The following is a 16,374-nucleotide window of genomic DNA, read 5'->3' on the forward strand; positions in this document are numbered from 1 at the left end:
CCTCTCGAGAAGAGTGCGAAGTCCACATGGAAATCTCCGTAGGGGTCCCCACAGCAACCCTCCTGAAGAAGCGGTCCGGACTTGCGGCGTTGACCGCCGCGGCGGCCGTCCTCGCCTCGGCGCCGTACGCATCCGCAGCGACACAACACGAGTCCTCCAAGCCGGTCGTCGCCGACGTGAGAACTCTCGCCGCATTGGACTTCACCGCCGGCGACTCCCCGGAGAACATCACTGTCAACCCGGACAACTCGCTGACCGTCTCCACTCTGGGCGGGCACACCGCGGCGGGCGAGCGCCCGGCACTGTTGCGGATCGACCCGTCCGGGCGCAGCACGGTGATCGTGGCCGGGCAGCAGGGCGACGCATTCAGCGGCATCGCGCGTGACCGCGACGGCACCACCTATTACAACGTGGTCTCCGATGACGCCTCCCGGGCCGGCGTATGGAAGCTGCCCCCGGGCGGCGCCCCTAGCCGCGTCGCCGCTCTGCCCACCGACGGACTCCCCAACGGCCTGGCCCTCGACCGCGCCGGGCGCACCCTGTACGTGGCCGACAGCAACAAAGGCACCGTCTGGGCCGTCCCGGCCTCAGGCGGAAAGGCGACCGCCTGGCTGACCGACCCCGCCCTCGCGGCCGACCCGTCCGGACCCGTACCCCTCGGTGCGAACGGTCTCCGCTTCCACAGAGGCGCCGTCTGGGTCTCCAACCTCGCCAAGGGCACCCTGCTGCGGATCCCGGTCACCGCCACCGGAGCCCCGGGCCGGATCCACACCGTGACCAGCGGCCTCACCGGCGTCGACGACTTCAACTTTCTCAACGACCGCACCGACGTGGTGTTCGCCGCGCAGAACGGCCTCAACCAGGTCGCGGTCGTCCATCCCGACGGGGCCGCCGAGACCGCCCTGACCGCGTCGGACGGCCTCGCTTCACCCACCTCCGTCGCGGTACGCGGAAACCGGCTCTACATCACCGACGCCGGTTTCGCCGAGCCCCACGACGCGAAGGTGCAGCGCGGAACGATCAACCCCGCCGTACTGAACTGAGGCCCGGCCTCCTGAACCTGCCGCCGCCGGGACCGGCAGCAGCGCCTCCCCCGGATTCCGGCAACCAGGTGCAGCCGAATCGAATGATCACACTGAACAGCCGGAAGTGACCGGGATGCGATCGAAGATGGTGCTCGTGCAGCTCTACCCGGCCGCTCCTTCAGGGGCCGGCCGACCCCGCGGGCGTCGATTTGGGCCAGACTCTTCGCGCTGCCCGACGAGACCGCGGCGCGCACCGGCCACGGAGACTTCCTGGTGAGGATGAGTTTCCGTAAAGGCCGAGCCCAGGGGGAGGAACAGCCGTTGGGGTGGCAGCTTCGCAGGCCGGCGCCCACCGGGCCCACTGAATCACCCGACGTTGCCAGGCGGGGTTGTCGCGCCAAGTGCGGGGCCTTGTCCGGCGTCGGTGGACGTCTCAGAACATCGCCTGGATGATCCCCACGGTGCGCGCCAGGTGCGGCTCGGAGCGGTCCGCGCGGTGGGCGACGGCCAGCTCCACGCGGGCGTCGGCGCCGGCCAGCGGCAGATAGGTGACGCCGTCGAGCGCCAACGCGGTCACGGGCTCGGGCACGACCGCGACGCCGAGGCCGCCGGCCACGAGCGTGACCAGCGTCGAGGTCTCGCCGACCTCGTGGCGGATGCGCGGCTCGACACCGGCGTCGCGCAGAAGGCCCAGCACCACGTCGTACATCACCGACCGGCGGTCGGCGGAGTGCACGATCAGGTCGGCACCGGCCAGGTCCGCTGCCTGCAGCCGTTTCCGGTGGGCCAGTGGGTGGCCGACCGGTACGGCGACGACGAGCCGGTCCCGGCGCAGGGTGCGCACGGTGAGGGAGAGGTCGGCCGCCACAGGGCGCAGCAGGGCGACGTCGATCGCGCCGGTGCGCAGCGCCTCGACCTGGTCGGGCGCGAGCATCTCGCCGCGGAAGGAGAAGTCGACGCCGGGAAGCTCCTCCGTGAGCCGCCGCGAGAGTGCGGGCAGGAGGCTGTACGTTGCCGAGCCCACGCATCCGATCGCGAGGTGGCCCACCGAGCCGGCGGCGACGAGCCGTGCGTGGTGGGCGGCCTCGTCGACGTCGGCGAGGATCGCGCGCGCCCGCTCGAGGTAGGCCCGGCCGGCCTCGGTGAGGTCGACCCGGCGTGTGGTGCGGTGGAGCAGCTCGACGCCGAGCTCGGTCTCGAGCTGGCGGATCTGCTGGGAGAGCGGCGGCTGGGCCATGTGGAGCCGCTCGGCGGCGCGACCGAAGTGGCGCTCCTCGGCCACCGCCACGAAGTACCGCAGGTGACGCAGATCCATATGTCATCCATATCAATCGGCTCGGATATGCGTACTTCAGAATATCGTGGCCCGGGATTAGCGTCGCTGCCATGAGCGCTTTCCTCTACGCCGCGTCACGCACGCCGTTCGGCCGCTTCAACGGCGCGCTGGCCGGGGTGCGCCCCGACGACCTCGCCGCCGCCGCGATCACCTCGACGCTCGCCCGGGTGCCGGACCTCGACCCCACAGCGATCGGCGACGTGGTGTGGGGCAACGCCAACGGCGCCGGCGAGGAGAACCGCAACGTCGGCCGCATGGCGGCGCTGCTCGCCGGTCTTCCGGTGAGCGTGCCCGGCACCACGGTCAACCGGCTCTGCGGCTCCAGCCTCGACGCGGCCATGACCGCCAGCCGGACGATCGAGTCCGGCGATGCCGAGGTGGTGCTGACCGGCGGCGTGGAGTCGATGACGCGTGCGCCGTGGGTGCTGCCCAAGCCGGCGAAGCCGTTCCCGGCCGGCGATGTCACCGCGGTCTCGACCACGCTCGGCTGGCGGCTGGTCAACCCGCGGATGCCGAAGGAGTGGACGGTCAGCCTCGGCGAGGCCAACGAGCAGTTGCGGGAGCGCTTTGGGATCTCCCGCGAGCGGCAGGACGAGTTCGCCGCCCGCTCCCACCAACTCGCCCACCGGGCATGGGAGTCGGGCTTCTACGACGACCTGGTGGTCCCGATCGAAGGCGTCGACCTGGCGCGCGACGAGGGCATCCGGGCCGGATCGACACCGGAGGTGCTGGCCGGGCTGCGACCGGTCTTCCGTACACCGGAGCAGGGCGGCACCATCACCGCGGGCAATGCCAGCCCGCTCAACGACGGCGCCTCAGCGGTGCTGCTGGGCAGCGAGAAGGCCGCGGCCGTGATCGGGGCCGACCCGATCGCCCGTGTCGCGGGCCGCGGTGTGATGGCGCTGGAGCCGCAGGCCTTCGGCTACGCCCCGGTCGAGGCCGCCAACCGTGCACTGGCCCGGGCCGGGATCGGCTGGGACCAGGTCGGCGCGGTCGAGCTCAACGAGGCCTTCGCCGTGCAGTCGCTCGCCTGCCTCGACGCGTGGAAGATCGACCCAGGCATCGTCAACCAGAAGGGCGGCGCCATCGCGATCGGGCACCCGCTGGGCGCCTCGGGCGGCCGGATCCTCGCCACCCTGGCCAAGGTGCTGCGCGAGACCGGGCAACGTTACGGCGTCGCCGCGATCTGCATCGGGGTCGGTCAGGGGCTGGCCGTCGTACTCGAGAACTGCGCTGTCACGGGGGCGGACCGATGAGCCGGGCGGAGATCATCGAAAGCACCGACGCCGCCGTCGCCGGGATCGAGGACGGCTCAACGATCCTCGTCGGCGGGTTCGGCCTGGCCGGGATGCCGTTCGATCTGATCGACGCGCTCATCCGGCAGGGTGCGAAGGACCTCACGATCGTGTCCAACAACGCCGGCAACGGTGATGTCGGGCTGGCCGCGCTGCTGGCCGCGGGCCGGGTGCGCAAGGTGGTGTGCTCGTTTCCGCGTCAGGCCGACTCCTGGGTCTTCGACGGCCTCTACCGCGCGGGGAAGATCGAACTCGAGGTGGTGCCGCAGGGCAATCTCGCCGAGCGGATGCGCGCGGCCGGTGCCGGTATCGGCGCGTTCTACTGTCCGACCGCGGTCGGCACGCCGCTTGCCGAGGGGAAGGAGGAGCGGGAGATCGACGGTCGGAAGTACCTGCTGGAGTACCCGATCAAGGGCGACTACGCGCTGATCGGCGCGCACGTCGCGGATGCGCTGGGCAACCTCGTCTACCGCAAGACCGCCCGCAACTTCGGACCGGTCATGGCCACGGCCGCGACGACGACCATCGTCCAGGTCGACCGGGTCGTCGAGCCCGGCAAGCTCGACCCCGAGGCCGTCGTCACCCCGTCCATCCACGTCGACCGGGTCGTCCAGGTCGAGGCCCGTCACTACACCGTGCAGGGGGCACGATGACCACCACGCCAAGCGAGCAGGCCCGCGCCGACCACCGGCTCTCGATGGACGAACTGGCTGGTGTCATCGCACGTGACATCCCGGCCGGCGCCTTCGTCAACCTCGGCATCGGGCAGCCCACGAAGATCGCCGACCACTTGGCGGCCGGCTCCGGGGTGGTGCTGCACACCGAGAACGGCATGCTCAACATGGGCCCGAAGGCCGAGGGCGACGCGGTCGACCCCGACCTGACCAACGCCGGGAAGGTCCCGGTGACCGAGCTGCCGGGAGCGGCGTACTTCCACCACGCCGACTCCTTCGCCATGATGCGCGGCGGACACCTCGATGTCTGCGTCCTGGGGGCCTACCAGGTCGCCTTCGACGGCGACCTCGCCAACTGGACCACCGGCAAGCCCGAGGACATCCCCGCCGTCGGGGGCGCCATGGACCTCGCCATCGGCGCCAAGGACGTCTACGTGATGATGACGCTCTTCACCCGCTCCGGCGAACCGAAACTCGTGCCGCACTGCACCTACCCGCTCACCGGCATCGGCTGCGTCAGCCGCGTCTACACCGACCACGGCGTCTTCGACGTCGGCCCCGACGGCGTACGCATCCGGGAGACGTACGGCGTCAGCGCCCGCGAACTCGCGGAACGACTCGGCATCCAACTGTCGTAGACCGCTTCCTTGCCGCACCGCCCGGACTGTGCCGCGTTCCGGCGGAAGGCGACCATCTGGCTGGCCGACCGGCCCCGCTGTCCCGGCCGCTGAACAGCGTCAACCAGGTCGGGGTCGTCCACTCCGTCGGGACCACAGAGACTGTCCTGACCGTCTTGCTCCACCCACCTCGGTCGCCGTACGCGGAAACCCGGCTACGCCGTACTGGACTGCGGTCCTGTTCTGGGGGCCCGCGAGTGTCGGGCGGGGTCGTCGTGCCCTGACCCTTGTCACGTGCCGCGAAAGGTGGACAACGCCGAGCGGCAACCGGACAGCGCGTCGGCACGAGACGCCTGGAGTGACGATGAGGCGCAGGATGCCGTGAGCCGGATGTGAGTCACCGAGGTGGCGGCGGAGCGCGGCCGATGTCGTCGTAGCGCCGTGGTGGGTCAGGTGTTCCAGGGGTCCGTTCGCAGGTGGCGGTCGAAGAAGCGCTCGATCAGCTGGGGGGTCAGCCGCACGGAGCCCTCGGCGTCCGGGAAGCGTGAGGACCGCACCGTGGCCGTCATGGGGTTCAGTTCCCAGGCGCCGGTGTTGAGGAGGCCGTGGTCGGCGCCGCGCACCAGCAGCAGATGGGACTCGGCGCCCGTGGCGACCAGGGTGTCGTGGAGGCGGCGGCTCTGGGCCGGGCCGATGAGCAGGTCGGCGTCGCCGTGCAGAAGCAGCACGGGCGGCACCCGCGGGTGGGCCTGCCGGGCCGGGCTGGCCTCGACCGCGGCGGCGGCCCGGTCCGACGGGGGGCCGCCCAGCAGGCCCCACGCCGGATCGGAGGGATCCACGCCCAGCACTCCGCCGGGCAGCGCGTCCTCATTGAGCCGGAGCAGGTCGGTCGGGGGATAGCCCGCCACCACCGCGCGTACGCCGGGCACCGCGGGGGAACCGTCGGCGTCGGTGGCGAAGGCCGTGAGCAGTGCGAGGTGCGCGCCTGACGAGCTGCCCCACAGGCCGATCGACGCCGGGTCCAGGCCGTAGGTGTCCGCGAGGTCGTGCAGGCGGCCCAACGCGTCCTGGACGTCGTGCAGTTGCGCGGGCCAGACGGCGACCTCGGAGGAGCGGTACTCGATGTCCACCATGGCGTAGCCGCGTTCGGCGAAGAGCCGGGGCAAGTGGGGTCCGTAGCCCCGGCGTTGATGCCGCCAGCCGCCACCCGGCAGCCATACGATCACGGGGGTGGGGGCCGTCGCGGACGACGTCGGCAGGTACAGATCCATCCGCAGGTCCGCGCCTGGTGCCGCGCCGTAGGTGATGTCGCGCACCACTCGGACGGACGTCGGGTCGACCCTCTCGGGCGGGAGCGGTGCCCGGCTGAGCCCTTCCATGAAGCGGCCCATGACCGCGGCGTTGTTCGCCGCCACGGCCGTCGGGTCGGGGGTGTGCGGCTGCTGCGAGGTCTCACTGGTCAACGGCTGGTCCTGTCCTGGTCATGGCGAGAAGGGGGAGGGCGCGACGCTTGTGTTCACGGTGTTCGTCGAGCCGTTGCCGGTAGTGCGGTGCGAGCCGGTCCGGGGTCCAGTCGAAGTCGTCCGCCAGCCGCACGTCCACCGCGGAGACACCGGGCAGGGCCGTGAGCCGGACCTGGGCCTCGGTCGCGAACGAGCCGATGAGCACGCAGCTCGGCTCGGTCACGCCGACGGTGACCGCGATGCGCTGACCGCCGGCGCCGTCGTCCTGTACGCGAATGTCACCGACGAGTCCCATGTCGTCGAGTCCGGCGGGGACTCCCGCGGTGATGCTGCACGGATCGAGGATCTCGTTGAGCGTCGCGCGGACCTGGGTTTCCGTTACCGTCATCGGGCACCGGCCAACGCGTCGTCGACCGGGGCGACGCGTCCGCCCCACGGCTCCTGGAGTTCGGTGGTGTCGAACTCGTCGCCGCGGATGCGCTCGCGGAGGTCCTTCTCGTCGATGCCGTGCATCCGCAGGAAGTTGCGGCCGAGGATGTCGGCCTTGATCTCCCTGGTGAGCTCGGGCAGCCCGTACTCCTCGATCAGGTCACGGGGCATCTCGAAGTTCCAGAACGCCTCGATCGCCGGCCGGGGGTGGACGGCGTCGCAGCCGGTCGCCCAGATGATCCGCTCGGCGGCACCGGCCTGGAGGAAGGCACCCATTGCCTGGGCGAAGCGGCGGGGTGCGTAGACCGCCATGAACGACGTGGCCTCCAGGTTGACCCATATGTTGCGGAAGGACTCCAGCTGAAGGGCCGTCTCCTCGACGAAGGCCATGCCGCCGTGGACGACTTCGAAGGTGAGGTCGGGGAAGGCCAGCGCGGCGGCTTCCACGTCGCCCATCCCGAGGGCGGAGGTCGGCCCGGGCCCGACCGGGAGGGCCTTGTGGATGGCCACGACCTTCAGACCGTGTTGCCGGGCCCGCTCGAACAGCGGGAAGCAGATCTCCGGGTCACCCATGTCCAGCGCGGTCGCCCGGCCCTCGACGACGTCGATCGGATAGAGCTTGAGGGCGTTGACCCGATGCCTCTCCACCAGCTCGTCCACCCGGTCCAGGGCGCCGGGGCGCAGCGGGGACACCGCGCCGTAGATCAGCACGCGCTCCGGCCACTTCTCGCGCATCTCCAGGCCGAAGCCCAGCGCCGAGCCCCCGTCCCGAAAGTGGCCGTAGATGGGCGTCTCGTGGTAGGCGATCACGTCGGTCTGGCTCTCCGCGAGCAGGGCCCGGCCGATGATGTCCGCGCCCGCGCCCTGCATGTAGGTGGAGCGTTCGAGGGTGTATGCGGGGCCGCTGACCCGCTTGTGCAGGCTGTAGAGGTGCTCGCCGATGGCCGCTCCGATGTGCGGGTTGACACAGTTCTCGGGCCGGAAGTTGTAGTTGTGGGCCACGCCCTCGACGACGAGGAAGTCCTCGATCACGGTTGTTCTCCTTTGGTGTCACGGGTGGCAGAGGTGCTCACGCGATCAGGTCCTTCAGGCTTTCCAGGGCGCGGGAGGCGAGTCGTTCGTCGGTCTCGGCGTCGGCTCCGCCGACGCCGACGGCACCGATGACCTCGCCGTCGTCCACGGTGATGGGCACCCCGCCCGGCACGGCGAGGAGGTCGGCGTCCACGTGGTGCACGGGCGCGACCGCCATCGCGGGTGACGCGGCGAAAGCGGCGAACTTCGAGGTCGGCACACCGGTGACGGCAGCGGTGTAGGCCTTGCGGCGCGCGGTCTCGATCCCGATGGGGCCGACTCCGTCGTCGCTGAGCAGCACCTTGGTGATGCCGCTGCGGTTGACGACCGCCACGCAGATCCGCGCCCCCTCCGCCCGGGCCGCGTCCAGCGCGGCCTCGGCCGCCTTGTGCGCGATGGCGTACGACAGGGGTTCCCTCATCCCGCGGTCCTCTCATCGAGTGGGGCACCGGAGGCTGCCGGGATCCCGCGGATCAGGTCCGAGGCCTTCTCCGCCACGGCGATGACGGTGGCGTTGATGTTCGCGCCGGGCACGGTCGGCAGTACCGACGCGTCGACGACACGCAGTCCGTCGATGCCGCGCACCCGCAGCTCGGGGTCGACGACCGCGGTCTCGGAGGTTCCGATGGCGCACGTGCCGCACGCGTGGTTGGCGGAGTAACCGGTCTCGCGCAGATAGCGCTCGAAGTCGGCGTCGGTGTGCACGTCGGGGCCCGGTGCGAGCTCCGCCCGGATCATCGGGGAGACCTCCGGGCTGCGCAGGAGGGCCAGCGTGGTGCGCACGGTTTCCCGCAGCGCGGCGACGTCCTCCGGCTCGGTGAGCAGGTTGAACGTGATCCGCGGCGGGGCGGCCGGGTCGGCGGAGCCCAGCCTGACCTCGCCGCGGCTGCGGGGGGTCGCGACGGCGTTGAGGGCCACGCAGTGGCGGTCCTTCAGCGGCCGGATGCCGGGGAACCACGGCCGGGCGTCGAAACCGCCGGCCAGGATGCCGAGGAACCCGTCGGGACGGTCCAGGCCGGGGCGGGTGCGAATGTACGCGGAGAGGAACTCGGGCATCCCGGCCAGCGGACCGTTGCCCGTGAGCAGCCAGCGGAGCGCGCCCACCGCCGCGCGGTCGACGCGCAGGTGCTCGTGGAAGGTCACCGGATCCCTGACGTCGAACAGCACAGGAGCCGCCGGGTGGTCCTGGAGGTTGGCGCCGACGCCGGCCAGGTCCGCCACCGGTTCGATGCCGTGCTCGCGCAGGTGATCCGCCGGTCCGATGCCCGAACGCATCAGCAGCTGCGGCGAGTTGTAGACACCCGCGCAGACCACGACCTCGCGGGCCGCCCGGATCACCCGGCTCTGTCCGCCCTTCACGACACGGACGCCCGTCACGCGTCCCCGGTCGAGCACGAGCGTGTCCACCAGCACCCCCGTGAGCAGGGCCAGGCCGGGGCGTCGCCGCAGCGCGGGGCGCAGGTACGCGGCGGCGGTGCTGTGCCGTCGCCCACGGTGGATGGCGTTCTCGACCTGGCCTGCTCCGGTGGGGTCCCCACTCTGGGTGTCGTCGGGGAACTCGATGCCCAGCGATCGGGCGGCGCGGTCCAGACGGCGGCCGAAGGGACCTCGCCGGACCGTGGTCGACACCGTGACGGGTCCGTACCCGCCGTGGTGCTCGGTGTCCCCGCGCCAACTGCTCTCTGAGCGGCGGAAGTACGGCAGCAGGTCGTCCCAACCCCAGCCCTTCGCGCCGGACTTGACCCAGTCGTCGTAGTCGAGGCGGTGTGCGCGGACATGGGTCGAGCCGTTGATCGATCCGGTGCCGCCGACCAGCCGGCCACGCGGGACCGGGATACGCCTGCCGTTCAGGCCCGGCTCGGGCTCCGACTCGTAACCCCAGCCGATGTCCTTGCGTCCCGACAGCAGCCCGACCCCGAGGGGGAGTTGAACGAGCAGACCGCGGTCCGCGGGCGGACCGGCCTCGATCAGCAGCACCCGTGTCCCGGTGTCCGCGGACAGGCGCGCGGCGAGGACGCAGCCGGCCGTACCCGCGCCGACGACGACGTAGTCGTACTCGGCGCCGTGTCCGGCGCTCATACGGAGGGTCCTGCGCTGGGTCCGGACATCTCGTCTCCTTCGGCTCTGGAGCGAACGCGCGCTGGAGGAGCTGCGGAAAATCGCAGGGAGGCGGTCGCCGGCTCGGCACGTTCTCAGGTGTTGTCGCGAGGTGCGGCCAGGTCCGCGAGCGGGGCGTCACCTCGGTGCCGGGTCACCGTAACAAGGGCGTCCGGCGATCCGACAGGGGTCTGCAAGTAATTCATCAAACCAGGTCGGAGCCATTGACAGTTTTTCATCAGAGCCGTACAACGGCATGAACCGCCTCAGGGGCGCACACCGCTCGCCGTGCCTGTCCGCCCCTGTCCGAGCGTGCCGGAGAGCCGCCGCACGCTCGCGCCGTAACGCCTCGCGACAGCGCGAAGCAGCCTCGACCGCGGGCTGTCCGACCCCCTCGAACAGCCCTCGTACCCGCGTCCCCACTGCCTCAACGCCGAGGAGATGGTCCACATGACCGACACGACCGTGCCCGACTCGGGAACCGGCTACGGCCGTAAGCCCTCCTCCCACGACGCCCGCCTGACCGAGGTCGGCCCCGGCACCCCGATGGGTGAGGCGCTGCGTCGCCACTGGCAGCCGGTCGCCAGCTCCACTGCCCTGACCAGCGACGTTCCGCACCGAGTGCGTCTGCTGGGCGAGAACCTGATCGTCTTCCGGGACGGCCAGGGCCGCCCCGGCGTCGTCTTCGAGCGGTGCGCGCACCGCGGCAGCAGCCTCTTCTACGGCCGTGTCGAGGAGGACGGCATCCGCTGCTGCTACCACGGCTGGAAGTTCGACGTGCAGGGCCACTGCCTGGACCAGGCCTGCGAACTCGACGGCGGCAAGCGCCGCAATCTCGCACGTCAGCCGTGGTATCCGGTGGAGGAGGCCTACGGCCTGGTCTTCGTCTACATGGGCCCGCCCGAGCTCAAGCCCCCGCTGCCGCGCTACGACAGCCTCGAACCCCTGGGTGAGGGCGAGAGCTACCACACCAGCTGGATGGTGCCCGGCGCCGAGGTCATCGGCCTGGAGCAGGACTACAACTGGCTCCAGCTGTTCGAGAACGCCGTCGACCCCGTGCACGCCGCGTGGCTGCACTCCAACCACAGCGGGTTCCAGTTCCAGGGCACCGGCACGACCGGCTTCCCCGAGCACTACTACGACCACCGCACCGCCGCCGAGCGCACCACCTACCACCGCACCGGCAACGGCGTGAAGTACGTCTGGCGCTACCAGGACACCAAGGGCGACGATGGCGCACCCGTCGACCTGGAGTGGTCGGTGGAGTGCATGCTGCCCAACATCATCGCCCTGCCCGACTTCATCCGCTCGACCCCCGACGTCCGCAACGACATGCTGATCTGGGTCGTCCCCGCCGACGACACCCACCACCGGCTGGTCTTCTCCATCCGCTCCGCCGACCCCGGGCGGGCCACATCCTTCATGTTCGGCATCAAGCAGAACGGCAAGGACGGCTGGCAGCTGAGTGAGGAGGAGAAACAGCGCTTCCCCGGCGACTACGAGGCCCAGTGGTCACAGGGCCCCATCACCCAGCACTCCGAAGAGACCCTGGCGCCGTCCGACAAGGGCGTCGTCATGCTCCGGCGCATGCTGCGCACGATGCTGGACGACGTCGAGGCCGGACGCACCCCGCTCGGCGTCGCCACCCCCGGCGAGCCGGTCCGCCGTGTGGAGGCCGGCCTCGTCACCCGACCGGAGGCGCCCACGGGGACGGACCGGGCGGCAGCGCCCACGGCGGCAGGGGCGTGACCGAAGCGTGAGCACCACCTGGACGGACGTGGTCGTCGTGGCCCGGTACGACGCCACGCCGAGAATCGCGGTCTTCGACCTCGCCCGGGCCGACGGCGACGAGCTGTGGGAGTACGAGCCGGGCGCCCACATCGACGTACAGGTCGGTACGGCGGGACTGATCCGGCAGTACTCCCTGTGCGGACCACCGGGCATCCGCAAGCAGTACCGGCTCGCGGTCCTCGACGAACCCGCCTCGCGCGGCGGTTCACGCGCCATGCACGCCCTCGCCGAGGGCGACACGCTGCGCATCGCCGCGCCGCGCAACCGCTTCGGCCTGACGTCCGCGCGCCGGCACCTGCTTCTCGCGGGCGGCATCGGCATCACCCCGCTGCTGTCGATGGCCCAGAGCCTCGACGCCACCGGGGGCGACTACCACCTGCACTACTGCGCCCGCAGCCGGAGCGAGGCCGCCTTCCTCGCCGACCTGGAGAACCACCCGCGGGTCACCCTTCACTTCGACGACGAGCCCCCGGAGCAACGCCTGGATCTGGGAAGCGACTTGGGGGACCCCGCTCCCGGGACCGCGATCTACGTCTGCGGCCCCGGCGGGTTCATGGACTACGCGCTGGGGCGGGCGGCCGAGCTCGGATGGCCCGCGTCCGCCCTGCACAAGGAGCGCTTCAGCGCCTCGCCCCCGGTCGCGGCCGAGCCCGGCGGGGGAGGGGAGGGCGGATTCACCGTGCGTCTGTCCTCCACGGGAGCGGAGTACCTCGTTCCCGAGGACCAGAGCGTCCTGGACGTCCTGCTGGCGAACGGCGTCGAGGCGCCCAACTCGTGTGGACAGGGCATCTGCGGCGAATGCATCGTGCGGGTGCGCGCCGGTGAGCCCGACCACCGGGACGACGTCCTGACCGACGAGGAGCGCGGGGAGGGTCTGTTCACCCCATGCTCGTCCCGGTCGAAGTCCCCGATCCTGGAGCTGGAGCTGTGACCACCTCATCGACCGCGGCAAAAGACCTCGCCGCCGCTGCCCCCGTCCCCGCCACGGTCGAGGAGGCCGAGGCCGCCTGGCTCGCCGCGCAGACGCTCCCCGGACCGGAGCAGGCCATCCGTGCCCTGCTGCACCCCGGCTGCGTGATCGTGCACTCTGCGGTGGGCCACATCCACGGGGTGGAGGACTGGCTGCGGTACGCGGCACGCCTGGGCCGCACCAGCCAGGTGGACACCTACGACGTGACCGTCCAGCGCTTCGGCACCACGGCCGTGGTCAGCTGTCTGCAGGAGATGCGGGTCGCCTTCGTGCCCGAGCTGACCCCGTTCGTCATCCAGGCCGCCGTCACCCGGGTCTGGGTGGCGGCCGAGGCGGGCGGCTGGCAGCTGGCGCACCTCCAGATGGCTCGGCGGCTGCCGCCTGGCTGAGCGGCGCACGGACTCCCGGAACCCAGGGATCCGGTGGTCGTCAGTCCTGGGGCTCGCCGTCCACCGGCGAGCCCTCGTCCTGTGTCGCCTGTGTCGCTGTTGTCGCTTCGGCGAGCGCGGTGACGATCCGGCCCACCTGCTCCGCGTAGTGGTCGATGAACTCCGGTGATTCTGGGTCCTGTTGGCCGAGTTCACGGGCGATCCACGGGATGGCCACCGGAGCGATCGAGGCGGCGAAGAAGACGAGGGCCACGGCCCCCACGTCGAGGTCGCTCCGGAATTCACCGCGCGCCTGCCGCTCGCGGAGTTCCTCGACATGCTTGAACAACTCGGCGGCCCGCTCGTCCTCGGCGGGCGGGCGCGTGCCGGGCTCTTCGCGTGTCAGCGTGTGCACCCACGCGGGATCCTCATGCGCCCAGTGGACGTAGCGCCGCGCGGCATCCGCGAAGGTACGGGCCTGGCTGACGCGCATGGACTCCTCGAGCCATTGATCGCTCAGCGCCTCGTACAGCCCGCGCTTGCCCCCGAAGTAGTAAGTGATCAGCTGATGGCTGACGCCGGCCGACTCCGCGATCCGCACGACCCGGGCCTCGTCGAAACCGTGGGCGGCGAACTCCGCGCCGGCGGCGGCCAGAATGGCCCGCCGGGTGCCCACCGGGTCGCGCTGACGACCGGGATCACCGGGGTGCCTCCGGCGCTGCTGCCTGCCGGACGCCGCTCCCGACTTTCCTGATGTCGCCTCTTCCCCTGTCACATGGACGACCTTACCGGTGGCCTTGTTGGACAGGCCAACTACTTGCGGTGTCCGTTGTGCTCAGCGCCGCGGCAACGGTCTTGGGTCGGCGGGACAGCAGTGGCAGGACGATCACCGCCCACAGCTCGTCGTCGACGTCCGCCGAGCCACCTGGCGCCCCGGGACGACCCCGCCCCGGAGTGATCCAACCGGCCTCGTCGGCGCCACCGAAAGCCACCGGACGAGGTCGAAGCGCATCCGGCTCCACATGCCGTCGATGACGCGGCCCTCGGGCGTCCCCGTGCCGGCGGGCTGCTGCTCGAACCGTCTGATCGATCAGCGGGCGCTACGGCGCACTGCCCGCGCGCTCCGTCGTCAGGCCGAATATTGCGACTCCACGGGGTCGACGACGTCGACGAGATGGAGCGCCGCCCACAGAATGCCCTGCTGTTCTTTGACGCTCCGTCCCAGCATCTCTTCAGCACGCCGGATGCGGTACACGACGGTGTTCTTCACCACGTCGAGCCGCGCCGCCGCTGTCGCGGGGCTGCAGTTGCATTCGAGGTAGACGCGCACGGTCTCCCGGAGCAGCGCCTCGCGCGGATGTCCCAGGGCCCCGAGCTCGTCCCGGACGAAGCTCTGCGCCCGCTCCGGGTCCGAGGTGAGCAACGCCGCGAGCCGGACGTCCTCGAAGAAGACCGTGCGGCCGCGTGAGCGGGCGGCCGAGTACAGCGTGACGCGGGCCGCTGCCTTCGCCTCTTCGTGCGTGGTTCGGAAGCCATCGAGGCCGCGCGACGGGCGACCGGCCGCGACCAGGGCACCCGGCACCACGGGGATCGAGCGGACCGTCGCACTCCGCGGGTCGGTGAACCCTCCCCATGCCCATACCTCGCGATCGTCCGACGGGATCACCAGGTGTGCGGTCGCGCCGATGCGCGTCAGGAGCTTGGCGGCCACCCGATCGAGTCCCTCCGACTCCGCGTCCTCGTCGCACGCGTCGCGTCGCAGTATCAGGCCGACATGGGTCCGGTTCGCGAGCTCGTACCGCAGCGCCGTGGCGGGGTCCAGGTCCGTGTGGTCGCCACGCAGCAGAGCCCTGAGCAGCTCCCCACGCGAGCCGTCGATGCTGGTGAGCCATGCTTGCTCCTCGGCCGCGTATGCGGCGCTGCATGCGAGCGAGAACGAACTCACGAGGTCGACCAGAAACCGCGACAGGTCGGAGAGTCCCTCCGACTGCTGATCGGCCGGCACAAGGCGGCGGAACTCAGAGACAAGGGCGTCGCTGAAGCGGGCATGGGAAGCTCGCTGGAACGCGAGTATGCGCTCGAGCGGAATCCGTTGTCTCACCGCTCGGGCGATCTGTCGGGTGGTCTCCGTGGGGACCGTCGTGGGGACCGGCCGGCCGAGGCAAAGAGCCACCAGGGCCTCCATGACGACCGCCTCGGCGGTGGGGCGCAGCTCTTCCGTGGCCTCTGCGCGGCGGAGGGCAAGGACGTCGGGGTCGACTGCGAGCGCCGCGAGCTCGTGACAGAACTCGACGGCCCACGAAGCCGCCCCGATTCCGATGCCGGCAACGGTCCGGTTCCAGGTCTCCGGGAGACAGGTCGGCTCGAGCGCATCAGGGGGAGCGGTAGGGCGCAGCCGACACACCCAGGACCCGGTGGCGGGCATCCGCATCCCCTCTCGCATCGTCGCGAGCGCCCGAGGCGGTCGGGCCTGCCGGCAGCACACTCTCTGCGCGCATCCCGCTGGAGGGGCGGCGCTGGCGGGAGGGGCGGGGACGGTGCTCCGACCCTCCCTTCGATTCAGCCCATGTTACTGCCTGGCCTCGGGGTACAGCTCGATCGCGGAGTGCAGGATGCGCTCCCACGTGGTGTCGTTCACTTCGAGGATGTTGCCGTCCGGGTCCTTGACGTAGGCGTATTTCGCGGGATCGCTCGGAGCCCACCCGGCCGGATCGCCGAAACCCTCCCCGCCGTTCGCCACTGCACGCGCCAACGTGGCCTCGACGTCGTCGACGGCGATGGCGAAGTGCATGAACGACGCCTCCGGCTGCGGCACGCCGATCGTGGGGTTGCGATCGGGGAGGAACTGGAACAGCTCGAGGCCGAAGCCGTCGGGCAGCTCGATGAATCCGATCCGGTAGTCGGTGTCCTTCAGACCGAAGATGATCTCGGTCATCTGCTTGCCGGTGTGATACGGGTGGAGGACTTCCTTACCGCCGAATGTCTCGACGTAGAACCTCGTGGAGCGCTCGATGTCCGAGACGCGTACGGCCAGGTGCTGGACACTCGCCATCAGAAGCGCCCTTCTTCGACCAGCTCGCGCAGGCTCGCAGCCCGATCCGCCAGTGGGTACGAAAAGTCCTCGTCGACCATCGCCACCAACTCTTCCGTCGTTTCGTCGTAGGACTGCGCGTTCGTCGAGCAGCCGTCTCTCATGCTCGTTCGGCGCGCGCCGATTTCGCTTGCCTCCCTGGGGCAA

The 16,374-nt window shown here is 70.9% G+C and carries 17 protein-coding genes; 7 read left to right on the forward strand and 10 right to left on the reverse strand.

Annotated elements, in window-relative coordinates; translation table 11 throughout:
* The first annotated feature begins 26 nt into the window (after nucleotides 1-26).
* A complete protein-coding gene (locus ACZ4UV_RS12375; protein WP_467837641.1) occupies nucleotides 27-1,043 on the forward strand; it encodes an SMP-30/gluconolactonase/LRE family protein in 1,017 nt (338 codons plus the stop codon).
* Between the two features lie 415 nt (nucleotides 1,044-1,458).
* Here the strand turns inward: ACZ4UV_RS12375 and ACZ4UV_RS12380 are convergent, their stop codons facing one another.
* Entirely contained in the window at nucleotides 1,459-2,340 is an 882-nt protein-coding gene (locus ACZ4UV_RS12380; protein ID WP_467837642.1) for a LysR substrate-binding domain-containing protein, read from the reverse strand.
* Between the two features lie 71 nt (nucleotides 2,341-2,411).
* Between ACZ4UV_RS12380 and ACZ4UV_RS12385 the strand changes: the two genes are divergently transcribed.
* From ACZ4UV_RS12385 to ACZ4UV_RS12395, 3 genes are read left to right on the forward strand one after another with little or no spacing between them, the layout of a single operon-like run.
* Nucleotides 2,412-3,617 (forward strand): thiolase family protein, encoded by a 1,206-nt coding sequence (locus ACZ4UV_RS12385; RefSeq protein ID WP_467837643.1) that lies wholly within the window; start codon nucleotides 2,412-2,414, stop codon nucleotides 3,615-3,617.
* Entirely contained in the window at nucleotides 3,614-4,309 is a 696-nt protein-coding gene (locus ACZ4UV_RS12390; RefSeq protein WP_467837644.1) for a 3-oxoacid CoA-transferase subunit A, read from the forward strand. The genes ACZ4UV_RS12385 and ACZ4UV_RS12390 overlap by 4 nt, the downstream gene beginning before the upstream one ends.
* A complete protein-coding gene (locus ACZ4UV_RS12395; RefSeq protein ID WP_467837646.1) occupies nucleotides 4,306-4,968 on the forward strand; it encodes a 3-oxoacid CoA-transferase subunit B in 663 nt (220 codons plus the stop codon). Before ACZ4UV_RS12390 ends, ACZ4UV_RS12395 begins: the two co-directional genes overlap by 4 nt.
* A gap of 428 nt (nucleotides 4,969-5,396) precedes the next feature.
* Here ACZ4UV_RS12395 and ACZ4UV_RS12400 read toward each other — a convergent pair whose 3' ends face one another.
* From ACZ4UV_RS12400 to ACZ4UV_RS12420, 5 genes are read right to left on the reverse strand one after another with little or no spacing between them, the layout of a single operon-like run.
* The gene (locus tag ACZ4UV_RS12400) at nucleotides 5,397-6,410 is read right to left on the reverse strand and encodes an alpha/beta hydrolase fold domain-containing protein (RefSeq protein ID WP_451023191.1); all 1,014 of its coding nucleotides are present in this window, start codon (nucleotides 6,408-6,410) and stop codon (nucleotides 5,397-5,399) included.
* On the reverse strand, nucleotides 6,400-6,798 hold the full coding sequence (locus ACZ4UV_RS12405; protein WP_266393613.1) for a metal-sulfur cluster assembly factor: 399 nt from the start codon (nucleotides 6,796-6,798) through the stop codon (nucleotides 6,400-6,402). The genes ACZ4UV_RS12400 and ACZ4UV_RS12405 overlap by 11 nt, the downstream gene beginning before the upstream one ends.
* Complete coding sequence (locus ACZ4UV_RS12410; RefSeq protein WP_467837648.1) at nucleotides 6,795-7,871, reverse strand: amidohydrolase family protein; 1,077 nt, start codon at nucleotides 7,869-7,871, stop codon at nucleotides 6,795-6,797. The genes ACZ4UV_RS12405 and ACZ4UV_RS12410 overlap by 4 nt, the downstream gene beginning before the upstream one ends.
* A gap of 37 nt (nucleotides 7,872-7,908) precedes the next feature.
* Nucleotides 7,909-8,331 (reverse strand): GlcG/HbpS family heme-binding protein, encoded by a 423-nt coding sequence (locus tag ACZ4UV_RS12415; protein ID WP_467837650.1) that lies wholly within the window; start codon nucleotides 8,329-8,331, stop codon nucleotides 7,909-7,911.
* Nucleotides 8,328-9,989, reverse strand: a complete 1,662-nt coding sequence (locus ACZ4UV_RS12420) for a GMC family oxidoreductase (RefSeq protein WP_467837652.1) — start codon at nucleotides 9,987-9,989, stop codon at nucleotides 8,328-8,330. Before ACZ4UV_RS12420 ends, ACZ4UV_RS12415 begins: the two co-directional genes overlap by 4 nt.
* 468 nt (nucleotides 9,990-10,457) lie before the next feature.
* Here ACZ4UV_RS12420 and ACZ4UV_RS12425 point away from each other — a divergent pair, with 468 nt between their 5' ends.
* The 3 genes from ACZ4UV_RS12425 to ACZ4UV_RS12435 are packed head-to-tail and all read left to right on the forward strand — an operon-like array spanning nucleotide 10,458 to nucleotide 13,157.
* Nucleotides 10,458-11,756, forward strand: a complete 1,299-nt coding sequence (locus ACZ4UV_RS12425) for a Rieske 2Fe-2S domain-containing protein (RefSeq protein ID WP_467837654.1) — start codon at nucleotides 10,458-10,460, stop codon at nucleotides 11,754-11,756.
* A gap of 7 nt (nucleotides 11,757-11,763) precedes the next feature.
* Nucleotides 11,764-12,729: a PDR/VanB family oxidoreductase gene (locus ACZ4UV_RS12430; RefSeq protein ID WP_467837656.1), complete on the forward strand. Its 966-nt coding sequence runs from the start codon at nucleotides 11,764-11,766 to the stop codon at nucleotides 12,727-12,729.
* Entirely contained in the window at nucleotides 12,726-13,157 is a 432-nt protein-coding gene (locus tag ACZ4UV_RS12435) for a nuclear transport factor 2 family protein (RefSeq protein WP_467837658.1), read from the forward strand. The genes ACZ4UV_RS12430 and ACZ4UV_RS12435 overlap by 4 nt, the downstream gene beginning before the upstream one ends.
* Nucleotides 13,158-13,197: 40 nt before the next feature.
* On the opposite strand, the gene ACZ4UV_RS12440 is transcribed toward ACZ4UV_RS12435, so the two are convergent.
* From ACZ4UV_RS12440 to ACZ4UV_RS12455, 4 genes are all read right to left on the reverse strand, one after another.
* Complete coding sequence (locus ACZ4UV_RS12440) at nucleotides 13,198-13,911, reverse strand: TetR/AcrR family transcriptional regulator (protein ID WP_316766024.1); 714 nt, start codon at nucleotides 13,909-13,911, stop codon at nucleotides 13,198-13,200.
* Between the two features lie 354 nt (nucleotides 13,912-14,265).
* Nucleotides 14,266-15,561 (reverse strand): PucR family transcriptional regulator, encoded by a 1,296-nt coding sequence (locus ACZ4UV_RS12445; RefSeq protein ID WP_467837660.1) that lies wholly within the window; start codon nucleotides 15,559-15,561, stop codon nucleotides 14,266-14,268.
* Nucleotides 15,562-15,705: 144 nt separating this feature from the next.
* Nucleotides 15,706-16,188 carry a VOC family protein gene (locus tag ACZ4UV_RS12450; RefSeq protein ID WP_451019277.1) on the reverse strand — a complete coding sequence of 161 codons (483 nt, stop codon included), beginning with the start codon at nucleotides 16,186-16,188 and terminating at the stop codon, nucleotides 15,706-15,708.
* Nucleotides 16,188-16,331 carry a hypothetical protein gene (locus ACZ4UV_RS12455; protein WP_451019278.1) on the reverse strand — a complete coding sequence of 48 codons (144 nt, stop codon included), beginning with the start codon at nucleotides 16,329-16,331 and terminating at the stop codon, nucleotides 16,188-16,190. The genes ACZ4UV_RS12450 and ACZ4UV_RS12455 overlap by 1 nt, the downstream gene beginning before the upstream one ends.
* Nucleotides 16,332-16,374: the final 43 nt, after the last annotated feature.

This window comes from Streptomyces sp. NPDC028289 (assembly GCF_055565975.1).